This window comes from Pseudomonas sp. 3MAES_34.3B, from assembly GCF_058145875.1.
Map to the genome: position 1 here is coordinate 3311769 of NZ_CM176960.1, position 23915 is coordinate 3335683.

Annotated in this window: 15 protein-coding genes; 10 read left to right on the forward strand and 5 right to left on the reverse strand. The window is 65.0% G+C overall.

Annotated elements, in window-relative coordinates; genetic code table 11:
• Nucleotides 1-143 precede the first annotated feature (143 nt).
• A complete protein-coding gene (locus AC3Z8Y_RS14515) occupies nucleotides 144-1049 on the forward strand; it encodes a glycosyltransferase family 2 protein (protein WP_490086404.1) in 906 nt (301 codons plus the stop codon).
• On the opposite strand, the gene AC3Z8Y_RS14520 is transcribed toward AC3Z8Y_RS14515, so the two are convergent.
• From AC3Z8Y_RS14520 to AC3Z8Y_RS14535, 4 genes are all read right to left on the reverse strand, one after another.
• Complete coding sequence (locus tag AC3Z8Y_RS14520) at nucleotides 1024-2076, reverse strand: hypothetical protein (protein WP_490086405.1); 1053 nt, start codon at nucleotides 2074-2076, stop codon at nucleotides 1024-1026. The genes AC3Z8Y_RS14515 and AC3Z8Y_RS14520 overlap by 26 nt on opposite strands.
• Nucleotides 2069-3154 (reverse strand): glycosyltransferase family 4 protein, encoded by a 1086-nt coding sequence (locus AC3Z8Y_RS14525; RefSeq protein WP_490086406.1) that lies wholly within the window; start codon nucleotides 3152-3154, stop codon nucleotides 2069-2071. The genes AC3Z8Y_RS14520 and AC3Z8Y_RS14525 overlap by 8 nt, the downstream gene beginning before the upstream one ends.
• A gap of 75 nt (nucleotides 3155-3229) precedes the next feature.
• Nucleotides 3230-3697, reverse strand: a complete 468-nt coding sequence (locus AC3Z8Y_RS14530; protein ID WP_490086407.1) for a PA2171 family ribosome-binding persister protein — start codon at nucleotides 3695-3697, stop codon at nucleotides 3230-3232.
• Nucleotides 3698-3747: 50 nt separating this feature from the next.
• Complete coding sequence (locus AC3Z8Y_RS14535; protein WP_490086408.1) at nucleotides 3748-4968, reverse strand: zinc-dependent alcohol dehydrogenase; 1221 nt, start codon at nucleotides 4966-4968, stop codon at nucleotides 3748-3750.
• A 194-nt stretch (nucleotides 4969-5162) separates the two neighbouring features.
• Between AC3Z8Y_RS14535 and AC3Z8Y_RS14540 the strand changes: the two genes are divergently transcribed.
• The 8 genes from AC3Z8Y_RS14540 (at nucleotide 5163) to cysC (ending at nucleotide 22397) form a co-directional block, all read left to right on the forward strand.
• The gene (locus tag AC3Z8Y_RS14540) at nucleotides 5163-5378 is read left to right on the forward strand and encodes a hypothetical protein (RefSeq protein WP_490086409.1); all 216 of its coding nucleotides are present in this window, start codon (nucleotides 5163-5165) and stop codon (nucleotides 5376-5378) included.
• Nucleotides 5379-5517: 139 nt separating this feature from the next.
• Nucleotides 5518-8832: an autotransporter outer membrane beta-barrel domain-containing protein gene (locus AC3Z8Y_RS14545; protein WP_490086410.1), complete on the forward strand. Its 3315-nt coding sequence runs from the start codon at nucleotides 5518-5520 to the stop codon at nucleotides 8830-8832.
• A 169-nt stretch (nucleotides 8833-9001) separates the two neighbouring features.
• A complete protein-coding gene (locus AC3Z8Y_RS14550; RefSeq protein ID WP_490086411.1) occupies nucleotides 9002-12418 on the forward strand; it encodes an autotransporter outer membrane beta-barrel domain-containing protein in 3417 nt (1138 codons plus the stop codon).
• 132 nt (nucleotides 12419-12550) lie between these two features.
• Nucleotides 12551-15484 (forward strand): autotransporter outer membrane beta-barrel domain-containing protein, encoded by a 2934-nt coding sequence (locus AC3Z8Y_RS14555; RefSeq protein ID WP_490086412.1) that lies wholly within the window; start codon nucleotides 12551-12553, stop codon nucleotides 15482-15484.
• 59 nt (nucleotides 15485-15543) lie between these two features.
• A complete protein-coding gene (locus AC3Z8Y_RS14560; protein WP_490086413.1) occupies nucleotides 15544-16917 on the forward strand; it encodes a sigma-54 interaction domain-containing protein in 1374 nt (457 codons plus the stop codon).
• Between the two features lie 169 nt (nucleotides 16918-17086).
• Entirely contained in the window at nucleotides 17087-18235 is a 1149-nt protein-coding gene (locus AC3Z8Y_RS14565; protein WP_490086414.1) for an iron-containing alcohol dehydrogenase, read from the forward strand.
• 75 nt (nucleotides 18236-18310) lie between these two features.
• Nucleotides 18311-19750: a hypothetical protein gene (locus AC3Z8Y_RS14570; RefSeq protein WP_490086415.1), complete on the forward strand. Its 1440-nt coding sequence runs from the start codon at nucleotides 18311-18313 to the stop codon at nucleotides 19748-19750.
• 112 nt (nucleotides 19751-19862) lie between these two features.
• Nucleotides 19863-22397, forward strand: coding sequence for an adenylyl-sulfate kinase (gene cysC, locus AC3Z8Y_RS14575; RefSeq protein ID WP_490086416.1), 2535 nt, complete (start codon nucleotides 19863-19865; stop codon nucleotides 22395-22397).
• A 20-nt stretch (nucleotides 22398-22417) separates the two neighbouring features.
• Here cysC and AC3Z8Y_RS14580 read toward each other — a convergent pair whose 3' ends face one another.
• Nucleotides 22418-23347: a GNAT family N-acetyltransferase gene (locus tag AC3Z8Y_RS14580; RefSeq protein ID WP_490086417.1), complete on the reverse strand. Its 930-nt coding sequence runs from the start codon at nucleotides 23345-23347 to the stop codon at nucleotides 22418-22420.
• A 182-nt stretch (nucleotides 23348-23529) separates the two neighbouring features.
• On the opposite strand from AC3Z8Y_RS14580, the gene AC3Z8Y_RS14585 reads away from it, so the two are divergent.
• Nucleotides 23530-23757 carry a hypothetical protein gene (locus tag AC3Z8Y_RS14585; protein ID WP_490086418.1) on the forward strand — a complete coding sequence of 76 codons (228 nt, stop codon included), beginning with the start codon at nucleotides 23530-23532 and terminating at the stop codon, nucleotides 23755-23757.
• The last annotated feature ends 158 nt before the right edge of the window (nucleotides 23758-23915 follow it).

Consider the following 23915-nt stretch of genomic DNA (forward strand, 5'->3'; position numbering starts at 1 on the left):
TCGACGGGAAGAAACCTTTACCTTTGCCAGACGGTCGACCAAGGCAAGCGGGAGGACTCTGAAAGTCCATGCAGCGCACGATGTTACGTGCAACGCCTTCACACCGCCAACCTACGCCTGGTTTATGTTTCGGGAGCCTTCGAATGACCGCTACCCCTTCCCTGATGGACCCGCCTGCCACCACTCCTGCCAAACGCCCTGCCGGTGTCTGCGTGATCACCTTGGTCCACGGCCGCCGGGCCCACCTGGACAACCTCCTGCTGGGCCTGGAGCACTCAACCCTGCTCCCGCTGGGGGTATGGGTGATCCATATGAACGAGCCCGCAGCCGGGTTGCACAGTAACCGCTTCCCTGTTCACGAGATCGTGGTGGAGGGTACCGGTGGCCTGCCGCTGGCACGGGCGCGCAATGCCGTGCTAGGGCTGGCGGCGCCCGGCCCATGGGTGTTCATCGACGTGGACTGCATTCCCTCCGAACACATGCTTGAGTATTACCACGCCGCCCTTACCGCCTACCCGCACGACCTGCACCTGGGCGCGGTGCGTTACCTGCCCGAAGGGGCCAATGCGCCGGGCTGGACCGAAGCCAGCCTGCAGGCGCAGAGCGTTGCCCATCCCTTGAGCGTGTACCGGGGCGAGCCGGGCGACGAGCTGGAACACTCATTGTTCTGGTCGCTCAACTTTGCCTGCACCCGAGAAGTGTTCGAACGTGTTGGCGGGTTTGACGAGGGCTATACGGGCTATGGCGCCGAGGACACTGACTTTGCCTTCCGCGCCCAGGATCGCAAGGTGCCCTTGCGGGTAGCCGAAGCCTTGGCCTTCCATCAGTACCACCCCACGTACAGCCCTCCGCTGAACCACTTTGACGACATCATCAGCAATGCCCTGCGTTTTCATCAGCGCTGGAAAGTGTGGCCCATGGAAGGCTGGCTGCGCAGCTTCGCCGAGCGTGGCTTGGTGAACTGGGAAGGTGACACGTTGGAGGTGCTGCGCGCGCCGCGTCAGGACGAAGTGGAGGCGTGCTTCAATACCGCCCGCCAGGGCTTCTGAACAAGGCGTAGGCCTGCTCCTGGATGATCGCCGCCGCTCGCGCACTGGCGGCGATATCGGCCCATTGGCGCCATCGGCTGCCCTCCAGCGCGAATGCAGCCTGCAACACGGCGGCCCACTCGGGTGCGGCCGGCCACCGCTCCAGGCCCACGGCCACGCCCAGGGCCTGCAGTTGCCGCGCTTGATGCAGCTGCTCATCGAAAGGGCGTTCTTCGGCAACCGCGACGAAGCGGCAGCCCAGCGAGGCCGCCTCGGAGACCAGGCTGTCGCTGGCACTGCCCATCACTACGCCAGCGCGGCGCATTTCCTCCACAGGGTTGGCCAAATGGCCCAGCGGGACGAGGTTCGATGGGCCACCCGCCAGCAACGCTGCGTCCACTCCAGCCACTCGCAGCTGCACCTGCGGGCAAGCAGTGGCGGCTGCGTTCAACAGTGCTGGGGTAAGCCCGCTGCCCCCTCGGCCGCAGATCACCAGTACCCGACCAGGTTCCGGCGCGGCAGCGGGCTGCTCGGCAAACCGCGACAACCAGCCGCTGTAGTGGGTGTTGGCTCGCAACGGGCCAGGCACGTCGGGCGCCTCCATTTCCTCCGGGTAGGGCGCCAGCAGGGCGCTGGCGCTCTGATACGCCAAGGCATGAGCGGGGTCATCGCGCCGGCCGTGCTGGCGGACATAAATCGTGGGCACCGAGCACAGCCGTGCCAGCAAGGCCACCTCTACGGACACATCGACCACCAGCAAACAGGGCCAATGGTCGCGGAACCAGTTCGCCATCGTTGCCATGCGAACCCGCAGGCCTTCGACCCCCAGCGGCGCATAGTGCAGCGCGTCGAAGGTGTCCTCCTCTACGCCTTCAGCGGTGTCCGGCGGCAACTGCAGGCGTTCGATATGGGGCGCCAACGGCCCTTCGGGCAAGCGGCTGCCCATTAAGGTGACCGGGTATCCCAACTGCTCGGCGATGGTCAGCGCACGCACGCCATGACCCGCGCCGTGGTGGTGCACGTAGTAGCCAATATGAATGTCACGCATGCGCAGCTGCGACCTCCCTGAGCAGGCGCTCGTAACGCCCCAGCATAAGGTCGTAACCCCAGTTGTGTTCGGCGTGGGCCCGGCAGGCGTCGCGGGATTTCCCCGCCGCTTCGCGCAGGGCGGTCGCCAATGCAGCGGTGTCGTTGGCGGGCACCACTACGCCGGTGTCCTCGGTAACAAGGTCTGCTATCGCGCCGCGGTCAAAGCCGGCCACGGGTGTACCACAGGCCATGGCCTCGGCGACCACCAGCCCGAAGGGCTCGTCCCAGCAAGGGGTCACCAGTGCTACCTTGGCATTGGCCAGCGCACACGCCAGTTGGTCCCGCGGCAGGTGGCCCAGGTGATGCACGCGCGGCCCAAGCAAGGGCTCGATATGGCTGCGGAAGTAATCGTCATCCGCCATGTTACCGGCCAGGTGAATTTCCATACCTGCCTGCCGGGCGGCCTCGATCGCCAGGTGGGCGCCTTTTTCCGGCACCAGGCGGCCGAACCACAGGGCGTGCTCACCGGGCGGTTCGACAGCGGGCGCCCAGGCGTCGAGGTCAATGCCGTTGGGGATGACCGAACACTCCGGGATCAGGTGGCGCCAACTACGGGCGTTGGCCGCTGAAACGGTGCAGAAGTGCCCGGCGGCGCGCCCATTGGCGTAAGCGTTGATGAGCTCAAAGAACGGCGGCGTGTGCAGCACTGTGAGCATCGGTGTGCGCAACAGCCCGGCCATGGTGGCGGGCACGTAATGCAGCGCGTTGTTGAAGATCACGTCGAAGCCCAGGCTGTCGATCCGCTGCATCAACCCCATGTAAGCGTGGTGCTCGGCCATATAGCCTTCGCTGAGGCTGATTGGCTGGCAGCGGTGCTCGATGATGGGGTCCGCGTGCAGTACTTCGGCGCTGGCGTCGCGGGCGAACAGGGTCACATGATGGCCCCGCGCCCTCAGGCCCAGCACGATGTCGTGGGTGAACGCTTCCAGGCCGCCGGCAAAGGGCTGGCGGATCGGAAACTGAATATGGGCGATCACCCCGATGCGCAGGGGGCGGCCGTGAGCGGCAGGTTCAACAGGTGCGGAAAACGAAGGCATGGGGGTGTCCGTTGGTGGCGTCCGCCGGCGCGGGCTGCAGCCCACTGCGCGCCGGCGATTGCCTGCAAGGCCGTATCAGGCGGCCTTGCGGGTCAGGTCCTTCTTGAGCTGCTGGCGCAGCTGCTCCATCTGCTGGCCAAGGGTCTCCAGCTGGTCGCCCAACAGTTCCTGGGCCTTGGGGAACATCTCCTCTTCCTCTTCCTCGATGTGGTGCTCGAGCATCTCCTTGCACACTTTCACCCGGCCAGTGAATTCAGGGGTGCCCGGGTCGGTGGCCTTAAGGTCCGGCAGCACCAGCGAATCCACCGCGCGGTGCTCCTCCTTGGCCTCGTAATACATCACGTCTTCTTCCTTGGTACCGGCCTTTTTGAACGCCGGATAGAGGATGTCTTCTTCGATATGGGTGTGCAGGGTCAGCTCCATTTCAAGCTTGCCGAGCAGCTCGGCGCGTTTTTTCACGCCACGCTCGGTGGTCTTGCTCAGCTCCTCCAGCAAGCCCTTGATGCGCTCATGGTCCTGTTCCAGCAGTTCGATAGCGTTCATGGTGGTGTCCTCGGGCTAAGTCGACGGTTCGTTATAGGTGCCTCAGGGGCTCAGGCCAGCACGCCGTCAGTCGTGGTTGGCGCTGGAATCACTACATCCGGTGTGCCAGGCGTAAGAATGATCTTGCGGCAGTCCTCTTCTTTCTTGTCGAAGATCTTGTAGCCTTCGGCAGCCTGTTCGAGGGACATGCGGTGGGTGATGATCGCTTCGGGTGAAAGCTTGCCCTGTTCGATATAGCCCAGCAGTTCCGGCAGGTAGCGCTGCACGTGGGTTTGCCCCATGCGGAAGGTGAGGCCTTTGTCGAAGGCGTCGCCAAACAGGAAGCCATGGATAAAGCCGGCATACACGCCCGGCACACTGACCACGCCGCCGCGACGCACGGCCGCAATGCACTGGCGCAGGGCCTTGCCGCTGCTGCCCTCAAGCTTGAGGTTGGCCAGGATGGTTTCGGTGGTGCTGCCCTTGGCTTCGAAGCCCACTGCGTCGATCACACCGTCCACCCCACGTTTGCCAGCGGTCTGGTTGATGATGATGTCGGCAGGATCGTCGTCTTTGTCGAAGTTGATCGGGATCACGCCGTAGGTCTGTTGGGCATAGGCCAGGCGATAGTCGTGATGGTCGACCATGAAAATCTGCTCGGCGCCCAGCATGCGGGCGCAGGCAGCACTTAACAGGCCCACCGGGCCGGCACCGTAGATCGCCACGCTCGAACCCTGGCCAATGCCTGCGTTGGTCACTGCCTGCCACGCGGTGGGCAAAATGTCGCTGAGGAACAATACTTTCTCGTCGGCCAGGGTGCCGGGCACCTTGAAGGGGCCCACGTTGGCCTTAGGTACGCGCACGTACTCGGCCTGGCCGCCCGGGATGCCGCCGTACAGGTGGCTGAAGCCGAACAATGCCGCTCCCGGCGGAATGGACTTCTTGTTGAGGATCGCACCGCGGCCGGTGTTGGTGGTTTCGCACGCCGCGAACAGGTCGTGCTGGCAGAAGAAACAACCCCCACAGGCAATCACAAAGGGGATCACCACGCGGTCGCCTTTCTGCACAGCGGTCACGCCCGAGCCTGTTTCCGCGACAATCCCCATGAACTCATGGCCGAAGATGTCGCCGTGCTCGGTGTGTGGAATCTTGCCCCGGTACAGGTGCAGGTCCGAGCCGCAAATGGCAGTGGCGGTCACCTGGAGAATGATGTCATCAGGCTCTTGGATAACCGGGTCCGGTACGGTATCGACTTTGACGCTATGGGCGCCGTGATAGGTCAGTGCACGCATTATGGAAGTCTCCTGATCGTCATTAATGCTGAGCGAGGCGGTGGAACAATGGTTCCGAAATACCACTTGGCGGCGGATGAGCGGCAGCGCTTCATCGCCGTTCGAACCAAGCGCCCCAGCCGTACTCGAAAACCTTGCTGGCCTTGCGCTGAGCAAGGCCGAACGTTCACCGCTTCAATCGGAGGCTTTACTTGATGAGTACCCAGGACGATCGCCAACAACCGGATGCGCCTGTCACTGACACCGAGGGCAAGCCAGTGAATGTGGTGGAGCGGGACATCGAAGAGCCTGATTCGCCCGCGCAGGACTTCGACGAAGCCATCACGCCTACCTCGATCAAGCGCAAGGAACAGGATGCCGAAACGTTGGAACGTCGCAATCAGGACGTGGAACGCCAGCTCGATGATTGACCCGCTCCATAACTGACAGCACGCACCTTGAGCGCAGCGAGGAGGCTGCGCTTGTAACGCGCCCGATACACGGCTTTGACAGCACCGTGGCGGGGTTCTATACCCAAGGCTCCTTTTCCACCGCAGGCAGGGTAGCCTCATGGACATTCGCAGCCCTGGTCAGCCTCTGCAGTCGACCGATCCCCGCCGTACCTCCCCTTCTTCCGTATTCGCACCCCAGCACCTCGCCGTAGCTGTCGTCCTGGCGATGGGCTGCATGGGCAGCGAATACGCCAGCGCCGGTGGTAGTTGCACAGCGGCCAGCAGCGTCATCAGCGGCCCGGTCAGCACGGCCTGCATACTGGATGACAATGCCAGCGTGCGGGTGACCGAGACGGGGAGCATCGACGCTGCCACCGGCGCGAGCATCCGGGGTGCGGGCGCGTTTGCCCGGCAGATCGACAACGCTGGCACGCTACGGGGCGATTCCGGTATCGCCCTTGACGGAGGGAGCCTGAGCGGGCGGTTATATAACGCCAGCACGGGGGTAATCCAGGGGGCGTCCGGGATTGTGATTACCAATATCCAGATCGCGGGCAGCCTTACCAATGCCGGCGCCATCGTCGCCGACGGCGGCTCGGGCATCCGCGCCGACAACGTGGGCGTGGCTGGCAATATCCTGAACAGCGGCCGCATTCAGGTGAACGACGGCGACCACGGGCTGGCGGTACTCAACAGTTCGGTGACCGGCAGCATCAGTAACAGCGGCGAGATTATCGGCGGCGGCGACACGCTGCTGGTGCAGAACTCGTTCGTCGATGGCTCGATCCGTAACAGCGGCACCATCGACAGCAGCAGCCACCCGTTGCGGATCACCGGTGGCCTGGTGGCCGGGGATGTGATCAACAGCGGCACCCTGGATGGCGCTACCTACCTGGAAGACGGGCAAATCAATGGGCGCTTCGTCAACTCTGGCACGATGTTCAGCGGCATCACCGCCCTGAGCATCACCGGGATGACCATCCAGGGTGGCATCGTTAACACCGGCTTTATCAATTCCGGCTCGGGCGTGTCGATCTACAACAGCCGCTTGGGCAGTTTCAGCAACAGCGGCACGCTGTATGTGAGCAGCGGCGACCTCCACCTGATGAACACCGTGATCACCGGTAGCGTGGTCAATACCGGGAAGATCAGTTCCGGCACCGATGGCTACGGGGCCCTGTCCCTCTACGGCGGCGCGATCGGCAAGGACGTGAACAATGCGGGCACCCTGGACGGCGGTTTTCTCGGCGTAGCGTTGCGAAGCGACCGTGATGCGCTCATTTTCGGCGATGTGATCAACAGCGGCCGCATGACCGGAGCGACCGCCGTGCTGCTCAACGCCACCCATATCGGCGGCAGTTTCATCAATACCGGCAAGATCACCGGCAACGTGCGCACCATCGAGCACCGGGGCAGCGGCGTGATCATGACCGGTACCAGCATCGACGACGACTTCATCAACAAAGGCCGCATCGAGGGGCTCACCCGCGCGGTGTTGCTCGATGGCGTAACGATCAAGGGCACCCTGAACAACAGCGGCACGCTAAATGCCGCCCAGGGCGCGGTGGAATTGACCAACACCACGGTGGACGGTGCCTTTATCAATACCGGGGCGATCAGCACCAACCTCAATGCCGACAAGGACCCGGACGACTATGACGCCACCAGCCGCGGGGTAAAGATCGGCGGCTCGACGATCACCGGCCAAGTCGTCAACAAGGGCACGGTACGGGGCAACGCCATCGGGCTTGAAGTATTGGACAGCACATTATCCGCAGGGGTGGTGAACAACGGCTTGCTCAAGGGCGCGGACTATTCGTTGTACATCAGCGACGACAGTACAGTGAAGGCGCTGTACATCGGCGGTGCAAACACGGCGCGCTTCGCTGGTGCCGTATACGCGCCAAATACCACGGCCTACGTTTACAGCAATGCCACCTACACCCTTGAACCCGGTGACCGCTGGACGGTAAACAGCCTGACCAACCGCGGCACCCTGGTGCTGGGCGCGCCGGCCAAGCGCGGCACGGTGGCCAGCGTGACCGGCGACTACGTGCAGCCCACCGGCGGCGTGCTGCGCACCGAAGTGACCGATGCCACCCACTACGGCCAACTGGTGGTCGGCGGCACCGCCACCCTGCCCAGCCAGGCGCGCATCGACGTGGACGTGGCCTCGGCCAACCAGCCGTTCACCGTGAGCCGGCTGCAGGACGTGATCAAGGCCGGCACGCTCAAGTCCAACGGCACCTTTGCCGTCACCAGCAACTCGGCGCTGTTCAACTTCGGCGCGGTGAAGGATGCCAACACCGTGGACCTGACCCTGGCCGCCAAAACCTCCAGCGGCGTCGGGGTGGCGGCCAGTGAAGCAGGGTTGACCGGTGCCAGCGGCGCCGCCCGGGTGCTGGACCAGCAGCTCGCTTTGGGCAATGCCAGCGCACTCACCCCCTACTTCGTGAGCGCCACCAGCAACGCCGAGGTGGCCAGCCGGCTGGCGCAAACCCTGCCGCAGACCAACGCCTCCTTGCGTGCCAGCCAGGCGGCGCTGTCGGCCATCGGCCTGGCGGTGCAGGAACGCATGGGCATCGCCAACGGCCTGCTCTCGGCCGATGGTTTGAACAACACGCCGGGCCTATGGAGCAAACCGTTCAGCTACGCCAGCGGGCGCACCGGGGGCAGCAGCGGTTCGGTAATCGGCATGGACACCCGCCTCTCTTCCACCTCCCGCGCAGGCTTTGCGTTTGCCTACGCCAACGCGGAAACCGCCAACGTGCAGGGCGCCGCCCAGAGCAGCCAACTGGATTTGTGGCAGTTCCTCGGCTACCGCAGCTACGCGCTGGACCGCACCACCGAGCTGATGCTGTACGCCGGTGCCGGCAACAACAGCGTGCAAGGCGAACGCACCCTGGCCCTCAGCGGCGTGAGCGGCACCGCCAAGGGCGACTACGACAGCGTGATCGCCACCGTCGGCGCCAGCCTCGGCCGTACCTTGCAGCTGAGCGACACTACCCAACTGCTGCCCGCGCTGCGCCTGGACTTCAACCATATCCGCGACGAGGCCTACCGCGAGCATGGGTCCAGCGGCCTGGCGCCGCTGCTGCTGAACGTGGAAGAACGCCACAGCAACCAGCTGATCGCCGGCCTGGACGGCACCCTCGCCCACGCCTTCACCCCGCGCACCGCCCTGAAGCTGAACCTGGGCGTGGGCTACGACCTGATCAACGACGACGGCGCGGTGAAAGCGGCGTTTGCCGGCGCGCCGGACCAGACCTTCACCACCACCGGCGAAAAAGCCAGCCCCTGGCTATGGCGTAGCGGTGCGGGCCTGGCCACCACCTTCAGCAACGGCGCCGAGCTGTCGGTGAATTACGACGCGCAAACCCGCAGTGACTACACCGACCAAACCGCCTCGGTGAAATTCAGGTTGCCGTTCTAGCGCGCAGCCTTGGTTCGGGAGCTATCGCCCCCTTCTACACTTGCAGACCCGGCGTAGCCGGGGAATGGCCTCACGGCGGTCCCCGGCGTGTATTCTCCCCGATACACGGCTTTGACAGCCCCTCCTTGCCTGGCCTATACCCAAGCAGACAATCAAGGCGGGGTGCAACATGGACAATCGCAACCCTGGCCAGCCTTCGCAGTCGGCCCGCTGCCTCGAGCGGCACCCTTCCCATACCCCTCACCGCCTCGCGGTGGCAGTGGTGCTGGCGCTGGGCACCCTGGTCGCCCAGCAGGCCGAGGGCAGCGGCAGCTGTACCCGGGCGAACACAGTCATTTCTTCCGCAGCCACCCGTGCCTGCGTACTGGGCAATCAACAAAGCCTGGAAGTGACCGCCAGCGGCGCCATCACCGTCGCGGACGGCGCAGCGGTAAGCGTAGGCAGCGGCACCACGGCCAAGCGTTTCATGAACAACGGCAACATTTCCGGCGGCTACGGCATGCTGATTGACGGCGGCAAGGTCACCGGCAGCGTGGTCAACGCCAGCGGCAGCATGCTCGAAGGGGCGATGGGTGCGTTTTCCATGAACAAGGGCACCATTACCGGCGCCTTGAGCAATGCCGGCACCGTACACATGAGCGGCACCGGCGCCGCAGGCATGGCCATCGTGGAGTCGGCCCTCAACGGCGGGCTCAACAACAGCGGCACCATCAGTGCACCCTCTGGCGCGGCCGGGCTGGCGGTGGTCAGCAGCACGGTAAAAGGGGACATCAAGAACAGCGGCGCGCTTACCGCAATCTCTCAAGGGCTGCTGCTCGACCACAGCCAGGTGACCGGCGCGCTACGCAACTCTGGCACGTTGCGCAGCGGTAGCCATTCATTGCTGATGAACGAAAGCAGCCTGGGCGGCAGCCTGGTCAACAGCGGCGAATTCCTCGCCACCACGCTGATCTACAACAGCACCATCGGCGGCGACTTCTTCAACAGCGGGCGACTGTTCAGCGGCTACACCGGGATGGTGATGTTCGGCAGCACGGTCAAAGGCAGCTTCACCAACCGCGGCACCATCAGTTCAAGCTCCGGCGTGCTCATACGCGAAAGCACCCTGGGCAGCCTGCTCAACACTGGCACCATCAAAAGCCACAGCAGCGACTTTTCCCTCTACGACACCATCGTCAAAGGCGATGTGATCAACCGTGGCACCTTCACCACCGGGCCCAGTGGCTACGCCGGGCTGTCACTGGTGGGCGGCAGCATCGGCGGCAACCTGATCAACTACGGCACGCTCTCCGGCGGTGACGCGGCGATTGCGCTGCGCGGCGAACAGGAAGCGACCGTGGTGGGCAGCATCATCAACCGGGGTAAGGTCACCGGTGCCACGGGTATTGAACTGAAGAACACTCACATTGGCGGCAGCCTGATCAACAGCGGCACGATCACCGGGGCCATCAGCGCCGATTACGATGGCAGCGGGCTGGGGCTCGAAAACACCGAGATCAAGGGCGACTTCCGCAACAGCGGCAGCATCACCGGTGCCACCTATGGCGCGGTATGGGCCGCGGTGACGGTAGGCGGCAGCCTGATCAACAGCGGCACCCTGGCGGCCGACAGCAGCGGGCTGGTAATCGCCGGCTCCACCATCAGCGGCGACCTGCTCAACAGCGGCCGCATCACCGGCGCGGTGGCCGGGATGATCCTGGGCACCGACCAGATCGATGGCGATGTGATCAATACCGGGACTATAAAAGGTGGCGCCTACCCCTTTTACCTCAATGACACCACGGTCGGCGGCCGGGTGGTCAACCGCGGCAGCGTGAGCGGCGATACCGGCATCAACCTGATCAAGAGCACGGTAGGCGGTATCGAAAACCGTGGAAGCGTGCGCGGCACCGGTACCGGGCTGCGGCTCACCGGTACCGCTGTGAGCGGCGCCCTGGTGAATACCGGGCTGATTTCCGGCAGCAAGTATTCACTGTACGTGGACGCCGCCAGCAGCCTGAAAACCCTGACCGTAGGTGGCAATGATACGGCCCGCTTCCAGGGCGCGCTGTATGCGCCCAAGACCGATGCGTACCTTTATAGCGGCGCCACCTACACCCTCCTGCCTGGCGACCGCTGGACAGTAAACAGCCTGACCAACCGCGGCACCCTGGTGCTGGCCGCGCCGGCCAAGCGCGGCACGGTGGCCAGCGTGACCGGCGACTACCTTCAGCCCACCGGCGGCGTGCTGCGCACCGAAGTGACCGATGCCACCCACTACGGCCAGCTAGTGGTCAGCGGCACCGCCACCCTGCCCAGCCAGGCGCGCATCGACGTGGACGTGGCCTCGGCCAACCAGCTGTTCACCGTGAGCCGGCTGCAGGACGTGATCAAGGCCGGCACGCTCAAGTCCAACGGCACCTTTGCCGTCACCAGCAACTCGGCGCTGTTCAACTTCGGCGCGGTGAAGGATGCCAACACCGTGGACCTGACCCTGGCCGCCAAAACCTCCAGCGGTGTTGGGGTGGCGGCCAGTGAAGCGGGTTTGACCGGTGCCAGCGGCGCGGCGCGGGTGCTGGACCAGCAGCTCGCTTTGGGCAATGCCAGCGCACTCACCCCCTACTTCGTGAGCGCCACCAGCAACGCCGAGGTGGCCAGCCGGCTGGCGCAAACCCTGCCGCAGACCAACGCCTCCTTGCGTGCCAGCCAGGCGGCGCTGTCGGCCATCGGCCTGGCGGTGCAGGAACGCATGGGCATCGCCAACGGCCTGCTCTCGGCCGATGGTTTGAACAACACGCCGGGCCTATGGAGCAAACCGTTCAGCTACGCCAGCGGGCGCACCGGGGGCAGTAGCGGTTCGGTAATCGGCATGGACACCCGCCTCTCTTCCACCTCCCGCGCAGGCTTTGCGTTTGCCTACGCCAACGCGGAAACCGCCAACGTGCAAGGCGCCGCCCAGAGCAGCCAACTGGATTTGTGGCAGTTCCTCGGCTACCGCAGCTACGCGCTGGACCGCGCCACCGAATTGATGTTGTACGCCGGTGCCGGCAACAACAGCGTGCAGGGCGAACGCACCCTGGCCCTCAGCGGCGTGAGCGGCACCGCCAAGGGCGACTACGACAGCGTGATCGCCACCGTCGGCGCCAGCCTCGGCCGTACCTTGCAGCTGAGCGACACTACCCAACTGCTGCCCGCGCTGCGCCTGGACTTCAACCATATCCGCGACGAGGCCTACCGCGAGCATGGGTCCAGCGGCCTGGCGCCGCTGCTGCTGAACGTGGAAGAACGCCACAGCAACCAGCTGATCGCCGGCCTGGACGGCACCCTCGCCCATGCGTTTACCCCGCGCACCGCCCTGAAGCTGAACCTGGGCGTGGGCTACGATCTGATCAACGACGACGGCGCGGTGAAAGCGGCGTTTGCCGGCGCGCCGGACCAGACCTTCACCACCACCGGCGAAAAAGCCAGCCCCTGGCTGTGGCGCAGCGGTGCCGGCCTGGCCACCACCTTCAGCAACGGCGCCGAGCTGTCGGTGAATTACGACGCGCAAACCCGCAGCGACTACACCGACCAGGCCGCCTCGGTGAAATTCAGGTTGCCGTTCTAGCGCGCAGCCCTGATCACACATGTGGGACCCGGCGTAGCCGGGGAATGGACTAAAGCAGGCCCAAAGTTCGGGGGCTCTCGCCCCCTCCTGCAGTCAAGACTCACCGTTTTGATAACAACAGGGTGCACCTTTATGGACAACCGCAGCCCTCACCTCTCCGGCCTCGGCGGCCATCCTTACCATCGCTTGCAGGCCGCGCTGTTGCTGGCCCTCGCCGGGCCGCTGGGCCTGGCCGAAGCGGCTGACAGCTGTACCACGGCAATCACCACCGTGAGCAGCGCTATTACGGTGGCGTGCAGCTTGAGTCAGGGGCAAAGCCTCACGGTTACGAACAGTGGCGCCATCGAGGTGCCCTCCGGCGCCGCCGTAACCCTTACCGGCTACAACCACACCCTGGCCAACAGCGGTACCCTCAGCGGCGACTACGGTGTGCGCATCACCGCACAAGACACCACGTTCGACAGTTTCGTGAACACCAGGACCGGCCATATCACGGGCGCGGTCGAAGGGGTTTCCATCAGCCACGCGGGCGTAGGCGCCTTCACCAATGCAGGCCACATCACCGGCAACGTCGCCATGCACCTCTCGGACGTAGGGCTTGCCCGTTTCGAAAACACTGGCCACATTGACGGCAGCGAAGACGGCCTGGTGATCGAACACAGCCTTATCAATGAAGATTTCCATAACAGCGGCACCATCACCGCATTCACTCGGGGCCTCACCCTGACCAATGACACCATCCTTGGCAACTTTGTGAACACCGGGCGGCTGGCTTATACGGCACTGACCAGTACCTACGTGTCCGGGCAGTTCGTCAACGACGGTTCGATCGCCTCAGGCTTCACGTCCCTGGGGATCGGTGGCAGCACGATCGAAGGCGGCTTGATCAATCGCGGCCTGATCTACGGAGGCAGCTTCGTCGGCATCAGTGACAGCGTGCTGGGCAGCCTGGTCAACGAAGGCACCATCACGGCCGGCACCGGTGAATTCGACGTGACCGACACGCTGATCAAAGGCGACCTGGTCAACACGGGCATCATGCGCTCGCTGTATGGCGGGCTGCCGGCGTTGCACATGTACGGCGGCGCGATCCTCGGCGACGTGATCAACAGCGGCCGCATCGATGGCGATTACCACGGCACCGGCATCGAGCTGGACCGCGGCGCCAGCGTGTTCGGCGATTTCATCAACACCGGGCTCATCCTCGGTGCCGACGGCGCCATACTGACCCGCGCACAGCTGGCGGGCAACTTCATCAACCGCGGCACCATTCGCTACAACAGTTATGACGACGGCTACCTGGGCAGCGCCGTGCGCCTCACCGACAGCACTGTGCGCGGCAGCATGATCAACAATGGCTTGATGAGCGGGCGCGGCGCGGGGGTCACGCTAACCAACAGCAGCCTGGGCGGCCTGGTAAACACCGGGACCCTGGCCGGCGGGCAGTATGCGCTCTATGTGGACAGCACCAGCACCCTGCCCACTCTTGCCATCGGCGGCGACGGCACCGCGCGCTTCAAAGGGGCGGTGTACGCGCCCAATACCAAGGCCTACCTCTACAGCAACGCGCGCTACAACCTGGCGCCGGGTGATCGCTGGACCGTAACCAGCTTCACCAACCGCGGGCAGCTTGTGCTCACCGCGCCTGTGGCTGCAGCCAAGCCCGCGCGCATTACCGGCGACTACCTTCAGCCCAGCGGCGGCGTGCTGCGCACCGAAGTGACCGATGCCACCCATTACGGCCAACTGGTGGTCAGCGGCACCGCCACCTTGCCCAGCCAGGCGCGCATCGACGTGGACGTGGCCTCGGCCAACCAGCCGTTCACCGTGAGCCGGCTGCAGGACGTGATCAAGGCCGGCACGCTCAAGTCCAACGGCACCTTTGCCGTCACCAGCAACTCGGCGCTGTTCAACTTCGGCGCGGTGAAGGATGCCAACACCGTGGACCTGACCCTGGCCGCCAAAACCTCCAGCGGTGTTGGGGTGGCGGCCAGTGAAGCAGGGTTGACCGGTGCCAGCGGCGCCGCCCGGGTGCTGGACCAGCAGCTCGCTTTGGGCAATGCCAGCGCACTCACCCCCTACTTCGTGAGCGCCACCAGCAACGCCGAGGTGGCCAGCCGGCTGGCGCAAACCCTGCCGCAGACCAACGCCTCCTTGCGTGCCAGCCAGGCGGCGCTGTCGGCCATCGACCTGGCGGTGCAGGAACGCATGGGCATCGCCAACGGCCTGCTCTCGGCCGATGGTTTGAACAACACGCCGGGCCTGTGGAGCAAGCCCTTCAGCTACGCCAGCGGGCGCACCGGTGGCAGCAGCGGTTCGGTGATCGGCATGGACACCCGCCTCTCTTCCACCTCCCGCGCAGGCTTTGCGTTTGCCTACGCCAACGCGGAAACCGCCAACGTGCAGGGCGCCGCCCAGAGCAGCCAGCTGGATTTGTGGCAGTTCCTCGGCTACCGCAGCTACGCGCTGGACCGCACCACCGAGCTGATGCTGTACGCCGGTGCCGGCAACAACAGCGTGCAGGGTGAACGCACCCTGGCCCTCAGCGGCGTGAGCGGCACCGCCAAGGGCGACTACGACAGCGTGATCGCAACCGTCGGTGCCAGCCTGGGCCGCACCTTGCAGCTAAGCGACACCACCCAGTTGCTGCCCGCGCTGCGCCTGGACTTCAACCACCTCCGCGACGAGGCCTACCGCGAGCACGGGGCCAGTGGCCTGGCGCCGCTGCTGCTGAACGTGGAAGAACGCCACAGCAACCAGCTGATCGCTGGCCTCGACGGCACCCTTGCCCATGCCTTCACCCCGCGCACCGCGTTGAAGCTGAACCTGGGCGTGGGCTACGACCTGATCAACGACGACGGCGCAGTAAAAGCGGCGTTTGCCGGCGCGCCGGACCAGACCTTCACCACCACCGGCGAAAAAGCCAGCCCCTGGCTGTGGCGCAGCGGCGCCGGCCTGGCCACCACCTTCAGCAACGGCGCCGAGCTGTCGGTGAACTACGACGCGCAAACCCGCAGTGACTACACCGACCAAGCCGCCTCGGTGAAATTCAGGTTGCCCTTCTGAGGGGGCCCCGCCTGCAAAATCCCTTAAACTCCGCTTGAGCACCCCAGGCGGAGAACCCGGTGAATATCAGCGATTCGAGTTTCGAAGAACTCCTCAATGCCCTTCACGATGGGGTGTACATCACCGACGGTGAAGGCATCACGCTCAAGGTGAACCGCGCCTATGAACGCCTGACCGGGCTGGATGGCGAAACGTTGCTGGGCCGGCCGATGCAGGCACTGGTCAAGGAAGGGGTGATTTCCCAGTCCGCTTCGCTGCGGGTGTTGCAGGACGGCCAGCCCGTATCGGTGATGCAGAGCCTCAGCCAAGGCAAACAGTTGTTGGTGAGTGCCACGCCGATCTTCGATGACATGCGGCGCATCCGCTATGTGGTAAGCACGGTGCGGGACATGACCGAGTTGCTGCGCATGAAGCACGAGCGGGATGAACTCGCTCAATTCAAGCAGCTGCGCAACAGCACTGCCCGGCTGCATGCCGGCCAGCGGGATAACCTGCTGCAATCGCCGATGGTGGCCCATCAGGAAGTGTCTGGGCAGGTGTTCGCGCTGGCCCGGCAAGTGGCCGCCAGCTCGGTGAAGGTGCTGCTGCAAGGCGAAACCGGCGTTGGTAAAACCCTGGTCGCGCAGTTCATCCATAACGCCAGCCCTCGCGCCAAAGAGCCCTTCCTGGCGCTCAACTGCGGCGCCCTGCCAGAAAACCTGATCGAGGCAGAGCTGTTCGGTTATGCCCCCGGGGCGTTTACCGGGGCCGGCCCCAAAGGCAAGCGTGGCCTGTTGGAACTGGCCCACCATGGCACCTTGTTCCTCGATGAAATCGGCGACCTGCCGCTGGCGGTGCAAGTGAAGCTGCTCAAGGTCATTGAGGAAAACCGCTTTATCCCGGTGGGCGGGCTGGAGCTCAAGGAGGTGGACGTACGCATCATCAGCGCTACCCACCACGACCTCAAAAGCCAGGTGGCCGCGGGCAGGTTCCGCGCCGACCTTTTCTACCGGCTCAACGTGGTGCCCATCAGCATCCCCGCGCTGCGCGAGCGCCGGGAAGACATCCCTCCGTTGCTGGAGTACTACCTGGCCAGCTTCAACGGCCGCTACGAGCGCGAGGTGCAGCTGAGCCTCGAGGCCCTCGACCTATTGTGCGACTACACCTGGCCCGGGAACATTCGCGAGCTGATCAATATCGTGGAGCGGCTGGTAGTGACCAACCACACCGGCACCATAAACGCCCTGGACTTGCCCGAAGAAATCCTCAAGCTGGCACCTTCGCCCGCCGAAAACAGCCGCCTACCGCTGCGCAAGGTGTTGGAGAACGCCGAACGCGCGGCCATTCGTGCAGCGCTGCAGGCACACAAAACCACCCGCCTTGCCGCCAAGGCGCTGGGCGTAAGCCAGGCCACTGTGGTGCAGAAAATGAAACGCTGGGAACGCTCCGATTAGGATTTCAATCAACGCAGCCAGTTTTGATTCGATTGCCAATCGCCGCAGGCCGCTCTGCCGCTCGGAAAAATCCCTAAACCGCTCTAGCCCACGGCCTGCGTAGGGTTGGCACAGCTTTAGCTACGTCTGCTAGGCACGCTCCCCACAACAACGCCTACAGGACGAGCCGATGAGCCTCTCTGCCTTCAAGATCGCCAACACCCTCATTACCGGTGCCGCCGCGCTGGAGCAATTGCCGGCCGAACTCACCCGCCTGAACGTACGCAACCCGCTGATCGTCACCGATGCCATCCTGGTGAGCTCGGGCACCGTGGCGCTGGCGCTGGCGCAACTGGGTGGGCGCGAGCATGGCCTGTTCGATCAGGTCAAGCCTGAACCCGAACTCTCGATCGTCGAGGACTGCACCCGAGCCTACCGCGAGGGCGGCCATGACGCGTTGATCGCCGTGGGTGGCGGCAGCGCCATCGACATCGCCAAGGGCGTTGCCGCCTTCGCCCACCACGACGGGCCGTTGGCCGAGTTGTTCGGGGTAAACCTGGTGAAGCGCAAGGGCCCGCCCCTGATCGCCATCCCCACCACGGCCGGCACGGGCTCGGAAGTGACCAACGTGGCGATATTCTCGGACAAACAGGCCCAGCTGAAGAAAGGCATCGTCAGCGATTACCTCCTGCCGGACGTAGCCTTGGTGAGCCCGGTCATGACCCTCACCTGCCCTCGCAGCGTGACCGCCGCCAGTGGCGTGGACGCCCTGGTGCACGCGGTGGAAGCCTACATATCGGTGAACGCTTCGCCCATCACCGATGCCATCGCGCTGGGGGCAATCAAATTGATCAGCCGCGCATTGCCCAAGGCCTACGCCAACCCTTCGAACCTCAGCGCCCGCGAGGACATGGCCACCGCCAGCCTGATGGCCGGCATGGCGTTCGGCAACGCCGGCGTGGGCGCGGTGCATGCGCTGGCCTACCCGCTGGGCGGGCGCTTCAACATTGCCCACGGCGTGAGCAATGCCCTGTTACTGCCCTACGTGATGGCCTGGAACAAAATGGCCTGCCTGGAGCGCTTCCGCGACATCGCCGAGGCCATGGGCCTGCGCGTGGCCCACCTGAGTGACCGGGACGCCGCCGACCTGGCCGTGCAGGCCATGAGTGATTTGTGTGCCGCCGTGGACATCCCCACCGGCCTACGCAGCTTCAATGTGCCGGAGGATGCGATCCCGGCCATGGCCGAGGAAGCCAGCAAGATCGACCGGCTGATGCGCAACAACCCGCGCAAGCTCACCGCGGGTGATATCGAGAAGATCTACCGCAGCGCGTACTGAACGCCAGGCCGAATGCTACAAGCCTGGGTTCGCCCGGGCCTCACCCTTATAAAACCAATAAATCAGGTGCCCCTCATGTCCGATACACCGCTTGCGGGCCGCGAAAGCCCTTACATCCCGCTGGGCCCGTTCAAGGTCCGGTTGCCGTTCCTGCATTACAAGCTCGAGATGCCCGACTACCTGCAGGGCCTGCTGATGTGTGCGGTAGACCTGGCGGCGATCCCGCTGATGACCGAGTTGCTGGGCATGCCATTCGAGGTGGCCCTGGCAGTCGTGATGCTCAATGGCTTGCTGTACCTGACCCATCACCTGCTGGGCGACCCCACCGTGCCAGGCTGGATCACCCCGGCGGTGCCGCTGCTGATGACCTACTGCGCACAGTTCCCCATGGGCCCGGAACGGGTGCACGCCCTGATTGCCTTCCAGTTGATGCTGGGGGTGTTCTCCATTGCGCTCGGGGCCACCGGCATGGCCCGCAAGGTGGTGGAATACGTGCCGCCGGCGATCAAGTCAGGGATTATCGTGGGCGCCGGCCTCAGCGCGGTGATCGCCGTGTTCCAGGTGGGCGGCAAGTTCAACGTGTTGCCCATGACCATCTCGATCGCGGTGGGCCTCGCCTTCTATTTGATCTTCTCCACACACTTCAATGCGCTCAAGCAGCGCAACCGCTTTTGGTGGAACTTCGCCAAGCTGGGGATCCTCCCGATCATCCTGCTGGCGGTCGTGATCGCGCCGCTGTTCGGCGAAGCGCCATGGCCGACCATCCAGTGGGGCATCAGCCAACCCGACTTCGCCGGGCTGTGGCACGGCTACACGGTGTTCGGGCTGGGCATGCCACCGCTGTCGATGTTCCTTTCCGCCGTGCCCACCATGCTGGCGGTGTACATCATCGTGTTCGGCGACGTGCTGAGCGCCAAGGCCCTGCTTGACGAGGCCGAGACGGTGCGCACCGACGAGGCCGTGGACTATAACCCCGACCGCGCGCACCTGATCTTCGGCGCGCGCAATGCCTTCATGAGCATCTTCGGCCCGGACGTGGCCATGTGCGGGCCCAAATGGGCGGCCATGCTGGTGGTGGTGATCGAGCGCTTCAAGGGCGGGCCCAAGGCGATGAAGTCCATCATCGGCGGCGTTGGGTCTTTCCGTTGGGGCACCAATACGGGCCTGCTGCTGTTGCCAGTAGTAACGCTGGTGCAACCCATTCTGGGCGTGGCGCTGTCGCTGACCTTGCTGATCCAGGGCTACGTAAGCGTGCGCCTGGGCATACTCGAAGCGCGCAGCCAGCGCGACCTGGGAATCGCTGGCGTCATCGGCGCGGTGCTGGCGATCAAGGGTGCCAGCTGGGCCTTCGCCATCGGTGTGGTGCTGTGCCTGTTGATCTACGGCAAGGGCTTCTTCAAGGGTGAGGTCGACGGCACTTTCGCCAAGGACGTGAAACCTCAGCCAGCGCCCGCTGTGCCGATGCCCGCTGCGCCCAAACACGCCCGGGCCGCCGAGCAGGCACTGGCCGACTGAGGCCTGGCAAACCCGTGCCGGCGAAGGTCGGCAAGGGATCGTAGCGGCCGTGCTACGCAGTGACCGCCGGTGGGCTATGCTGCTGCGACCACTGACCGGAGCAAGCGCTGTCGTGACCACTACCCCAGCAACCTCTTCTTCACGCGCGGGCGCCGTGCTTTGGCTGACCGGGCTGTCTGGCGCAGGCAAAACCACCCTGGCCGAGGCCGTTGCCGAGCGCCTGGGCGCTGCGGGTTACCCATGCTACCTGCTCGATGGCGACCGCCTGCGCACCGGCCTGAATGCCGACTTGGGGTTCAGCCCCGAGGACCGCAGCGAAAACGTGCGGCGCACTGCCGAGGTGGCCGCGCTGTTCGCCGATGCTGGCCTGCTGTGCATCGTGTCGCTGATTTCCCCTTACCGCGCGGACCGCGAGCGCGCCCGCAAAGCCACGCCCCGCTTCCATGAGATTCACGTGGCCGCCGACCTGGCCACCTGCGAACAGCGAGACACCAAAGGCCTCTATCGCCGCGCCCGCGCGGGTGAGCTCCCCGCCTTCACTGGCATCAGCGCCCCTTACGAAGCGCCGACGTCGCCGGAGCTGCGCCTGGATACCCACCGCGAAAGCCCGCAAGCGAGCGTGGAGCGTTTGTACCGCTACGTGCTCGAGGCGCTGCCGCTGGCCCGCCAGCAGAGCGCGCCGCTGGACGTGCGCCATGAGCAGGCGCTGCACCTCTACCGTAACGGGCAGGTGCCTGAAGCGCTGCAAGCCATGGCACGGCTGATCGAAGAGGCGCCCAATGCACCGCTGCTGCACAGCAACCTCGCCGAAATGCTCCGCCAGCAGGGCCAGCCCCGCCCCGCCGTGGCCCATGGCGAACGCGCGGTAGCCTTGGCGCCCGCGCTGGCGTCGGCGCACAGTAACCTGGGCCTGGCCTGGTTCGACCTCAACGAGCTGGACCGCGCCGAGGCCTGTCACCGTACCGCACTGCAATTGCAGCCGACCATGGTCCCCTCCCTGAACAACCTGGCCAGTATTGCCCATGCCCGTGGGCAGCTCGAAGCGGCTATCCATGGCTACCGCCAGGCACTGCTGTGCCGCCCTGACTACCCAGAAGCGCTGTCCAACCTGGGCACTGTGCTGATGGAAGCCGAGCGCCTGGACGAAGCCGTTCAGGCACTGGAACAAGCCACCGAACTGGCGCCCACGTCCGCCGACGCGGTGTGCAACCTTGGCCTGGCACGGCTTCGCCAGGCTCGCCCGGCCCAGGCCCGCCCGTTGCTCGAACACGCCTTGCAACTGCGCCCAACGCACATCAAGGCATGCGCCGGGCTGGCCCGTTGCCTGGCCGAACTGGACCAGCGAGAGCAAGCCTTGCAACTGCTGCAAGCCGGCCTGGAGCGTACGCCAGACAGCGCTGAAGCCTGGTGCCAACTGGGCACGCTGGCGGCCGAGGCGGGCGAGCCGCAGCGTGCCGAGCAAGCACTACGCCGGGCGCTGGATTTGCGACCTGGCTTCCCCGAAGCCTTGGTGGGGCTGGCCAGCCTGGCGCTGGAGCGCGGCCATCAGCCAGAAGCCGTCACGTTGCTGGAGCAAGCCATAAGCCAGGCGCCGGACAACCATGGCGCCCGTTACCACCTGGCCCAGGCGCGAAAGGCCAGGCCAGGGGACGACAACCTCGAACACATGGAAACGCTGCTAGCCGGGGCCGCCCAGGCCAGCCCCGGCCGGCGTATTGCCTTGCATTACGGGCTGGGCAAGGGCTACGACGAACTGGGCGATTACGCCCGCGCCTTCGCCCACTTCGAGCAAGGCGCGCGGCTGAAACGGGCCACGTTCGACTACAGCAGCGAGGCGGACGAGGCGCGCATCGAGGCAATCATCCAGCACTTCGACGCGTCGCGCCTGCGGTCACTGGAAGGCCAGGGCGACCCCAGCGACTTGCCGATCTTTGTGCTGGGCATGCCACGCTCCGGCACCACGCTTACCGAGCAGGTGTTGGCCAGCCATCCACAGGTAACAGGGGCCGGCGAGCTGCACGACCTCATGCAGTTGCTGCAAGCGCCGCTCCCCGGCCAGCGGCCCCTTCCCTACCCGATGAACCTCACCCAGGCCAGCGCTGGCGACCTGGCCGCGCTGGGCCGCGACTACCTCGCCAGGGTGCGCCGTCATGGGCCACAGGCACGGCGGATCACCGACAAGCTGCCGGCCAACTACATGGGCGCCGGGCTGATACCGGCAATGTTGCCGAACGCGAGGATCATCCACGTGCGGCGCGACCCGGTGGACACCTGCCTGTCGTGCTTCACCCGGCTGTTCAGCGAACATCAGGAAGCGACCTATGACCTGGCCGAACTGGGGCGGCATTATCGCCATTACGTGCGGCTGATGGACCACTGGCGAGCCGTGATGCCGGCCGGCAGCCTGTTGGACGTGCGCTACGAAGACCTGGTGGCCGACCTGCCCGGGCAAACCGCCCGCCTGCTGGAGTTCTGTGGCTTGCCTTGGGATGACGCGTGCCTGGCGTTCCACCGCAACGAGCGCAACATTCGCACGGCCAGTGTGACCCAGGTGCGCCAACCGCTGTACAGCTCATCGGTGGCGCGCTGGCGCAATTACGAAGCCTACCTGGGGCCACTGCTGGAGGCCTTGGGCGACTGCCGCTGAGTACGCGCCCGAGGCGACGCTCAGCGCCAGTCGTCGAACACCCAGCGGTCGGGCTGGTCGTAGCCGCCGCTGCCACGGTGCATGGTCACGCCCAGAATGCGCATGGCGAAACCAGCGGCCAGCACGTGCTGATAAGCGTCCCGGCGGCCGGTGTTCACGCCCAGCATCACGCTGCGCTGGCCGTTGGCGATGGCGAGCGCGTCACAGGCGGCCAGCAAGCGGTTCATTCGAACCGGCGCCTGATCGCCCCCCCGCACTGCAGCGAATTTCACATAGCACACCCCGTCGCCGGCCTCGCTGTGGGGGCCGAAGTGGCAGGCCGCGAAGGCTTCGAGTTCCCCATCGGGTGAATGCAGCAGCAGGTTGGCGCCCAGCTTGAGTTGTTCCACCGCCAGCAGCTCGCCGCGCACATCCAGGCCTTCGGCGATGCTTTCGGTAAGGCCGGCGCACGCCTGAAGCACCGGTTCGGTCAATTCAACAGGCGGTGTTGTGGCGCCGGGCTGCGCTGAGGTTACTGACCTTTCCATCACGGCGGTCAGCGCCTGGGGCCAGAAGCCGAAGCCCTGATACAACCCCAGATGGCGCGGGCTGTCCGGGAAGGTGAACAACCCCGCATGGCTCACGCCCCAAGCGTCCAGTTGCCCGCTTACCGCGGCCATCAACGCCTTGGCCACCTTGCGCTCCCAGAAGGCCGGCCGCACGGCCACCGGCCCCACCACGGCATGGCTGCCCCATCGGGCAACGCCCGCCACCCCAGCGAGGGTGCCGCCCAGCCGGATCTTGAACCACGCCGTATGCGGCGCGCGCCAGCGGCCCTCAACATAATCCCGGTCATTCCAGAACTCGCCCGGTGCGGCTACCCCCATGAAGGTGGCAAACGCCTCGCGCACCACTTCCCGCGCCTCGGGCAGGTCGGCTTCAAGCAAAGGCTGGATAAGGATGTCGGACATGGGGGCCTCGGTTGAGCAATGAAGCGCGAACGATACCGTGGGAACAAATCCCCTGCAAAGCTATGGGGCCGAGGCTATCGGGGGACCGGCCATGAGGTTGTTGATCGAAATATCCCGACCACCGGCTCGAACCTTTTGGTTTTCCACCGTTCTATCCTTACACACTCACACGGAGGTGGCACATGGCCGCACTTCAATCGAACCTCGCAGGTCTGGATTTCGCACTGGACGCGATAACCGCCTGGGAAACGCATTGGTCGCTGCGCGACGATCGCCTGACGTGCCGCCATTGCGGTTCCAGCCAGGGCCGCTGGCAGAGCCGGCAACCGTTCCAGCATCGTCGCGGCTGTGATGGCGAGTTGTTTGCGGATGAGATGCCGTGGGCATCTGTGCCCGGTTGGCAAGGTTGAGTTGATACCGCGGTAATCTCCTGGATTCATAGCGGCATACCGCTGACGTCAAACGCGCTTCCCACCGCAGGAAAGCGCCGCTTGTCCGTGCCTGAGATCAGCTGAATGTTTCAGCTTTGACACACCTTCCGCTGCTGACTATACCCAAGTCCTCTCTA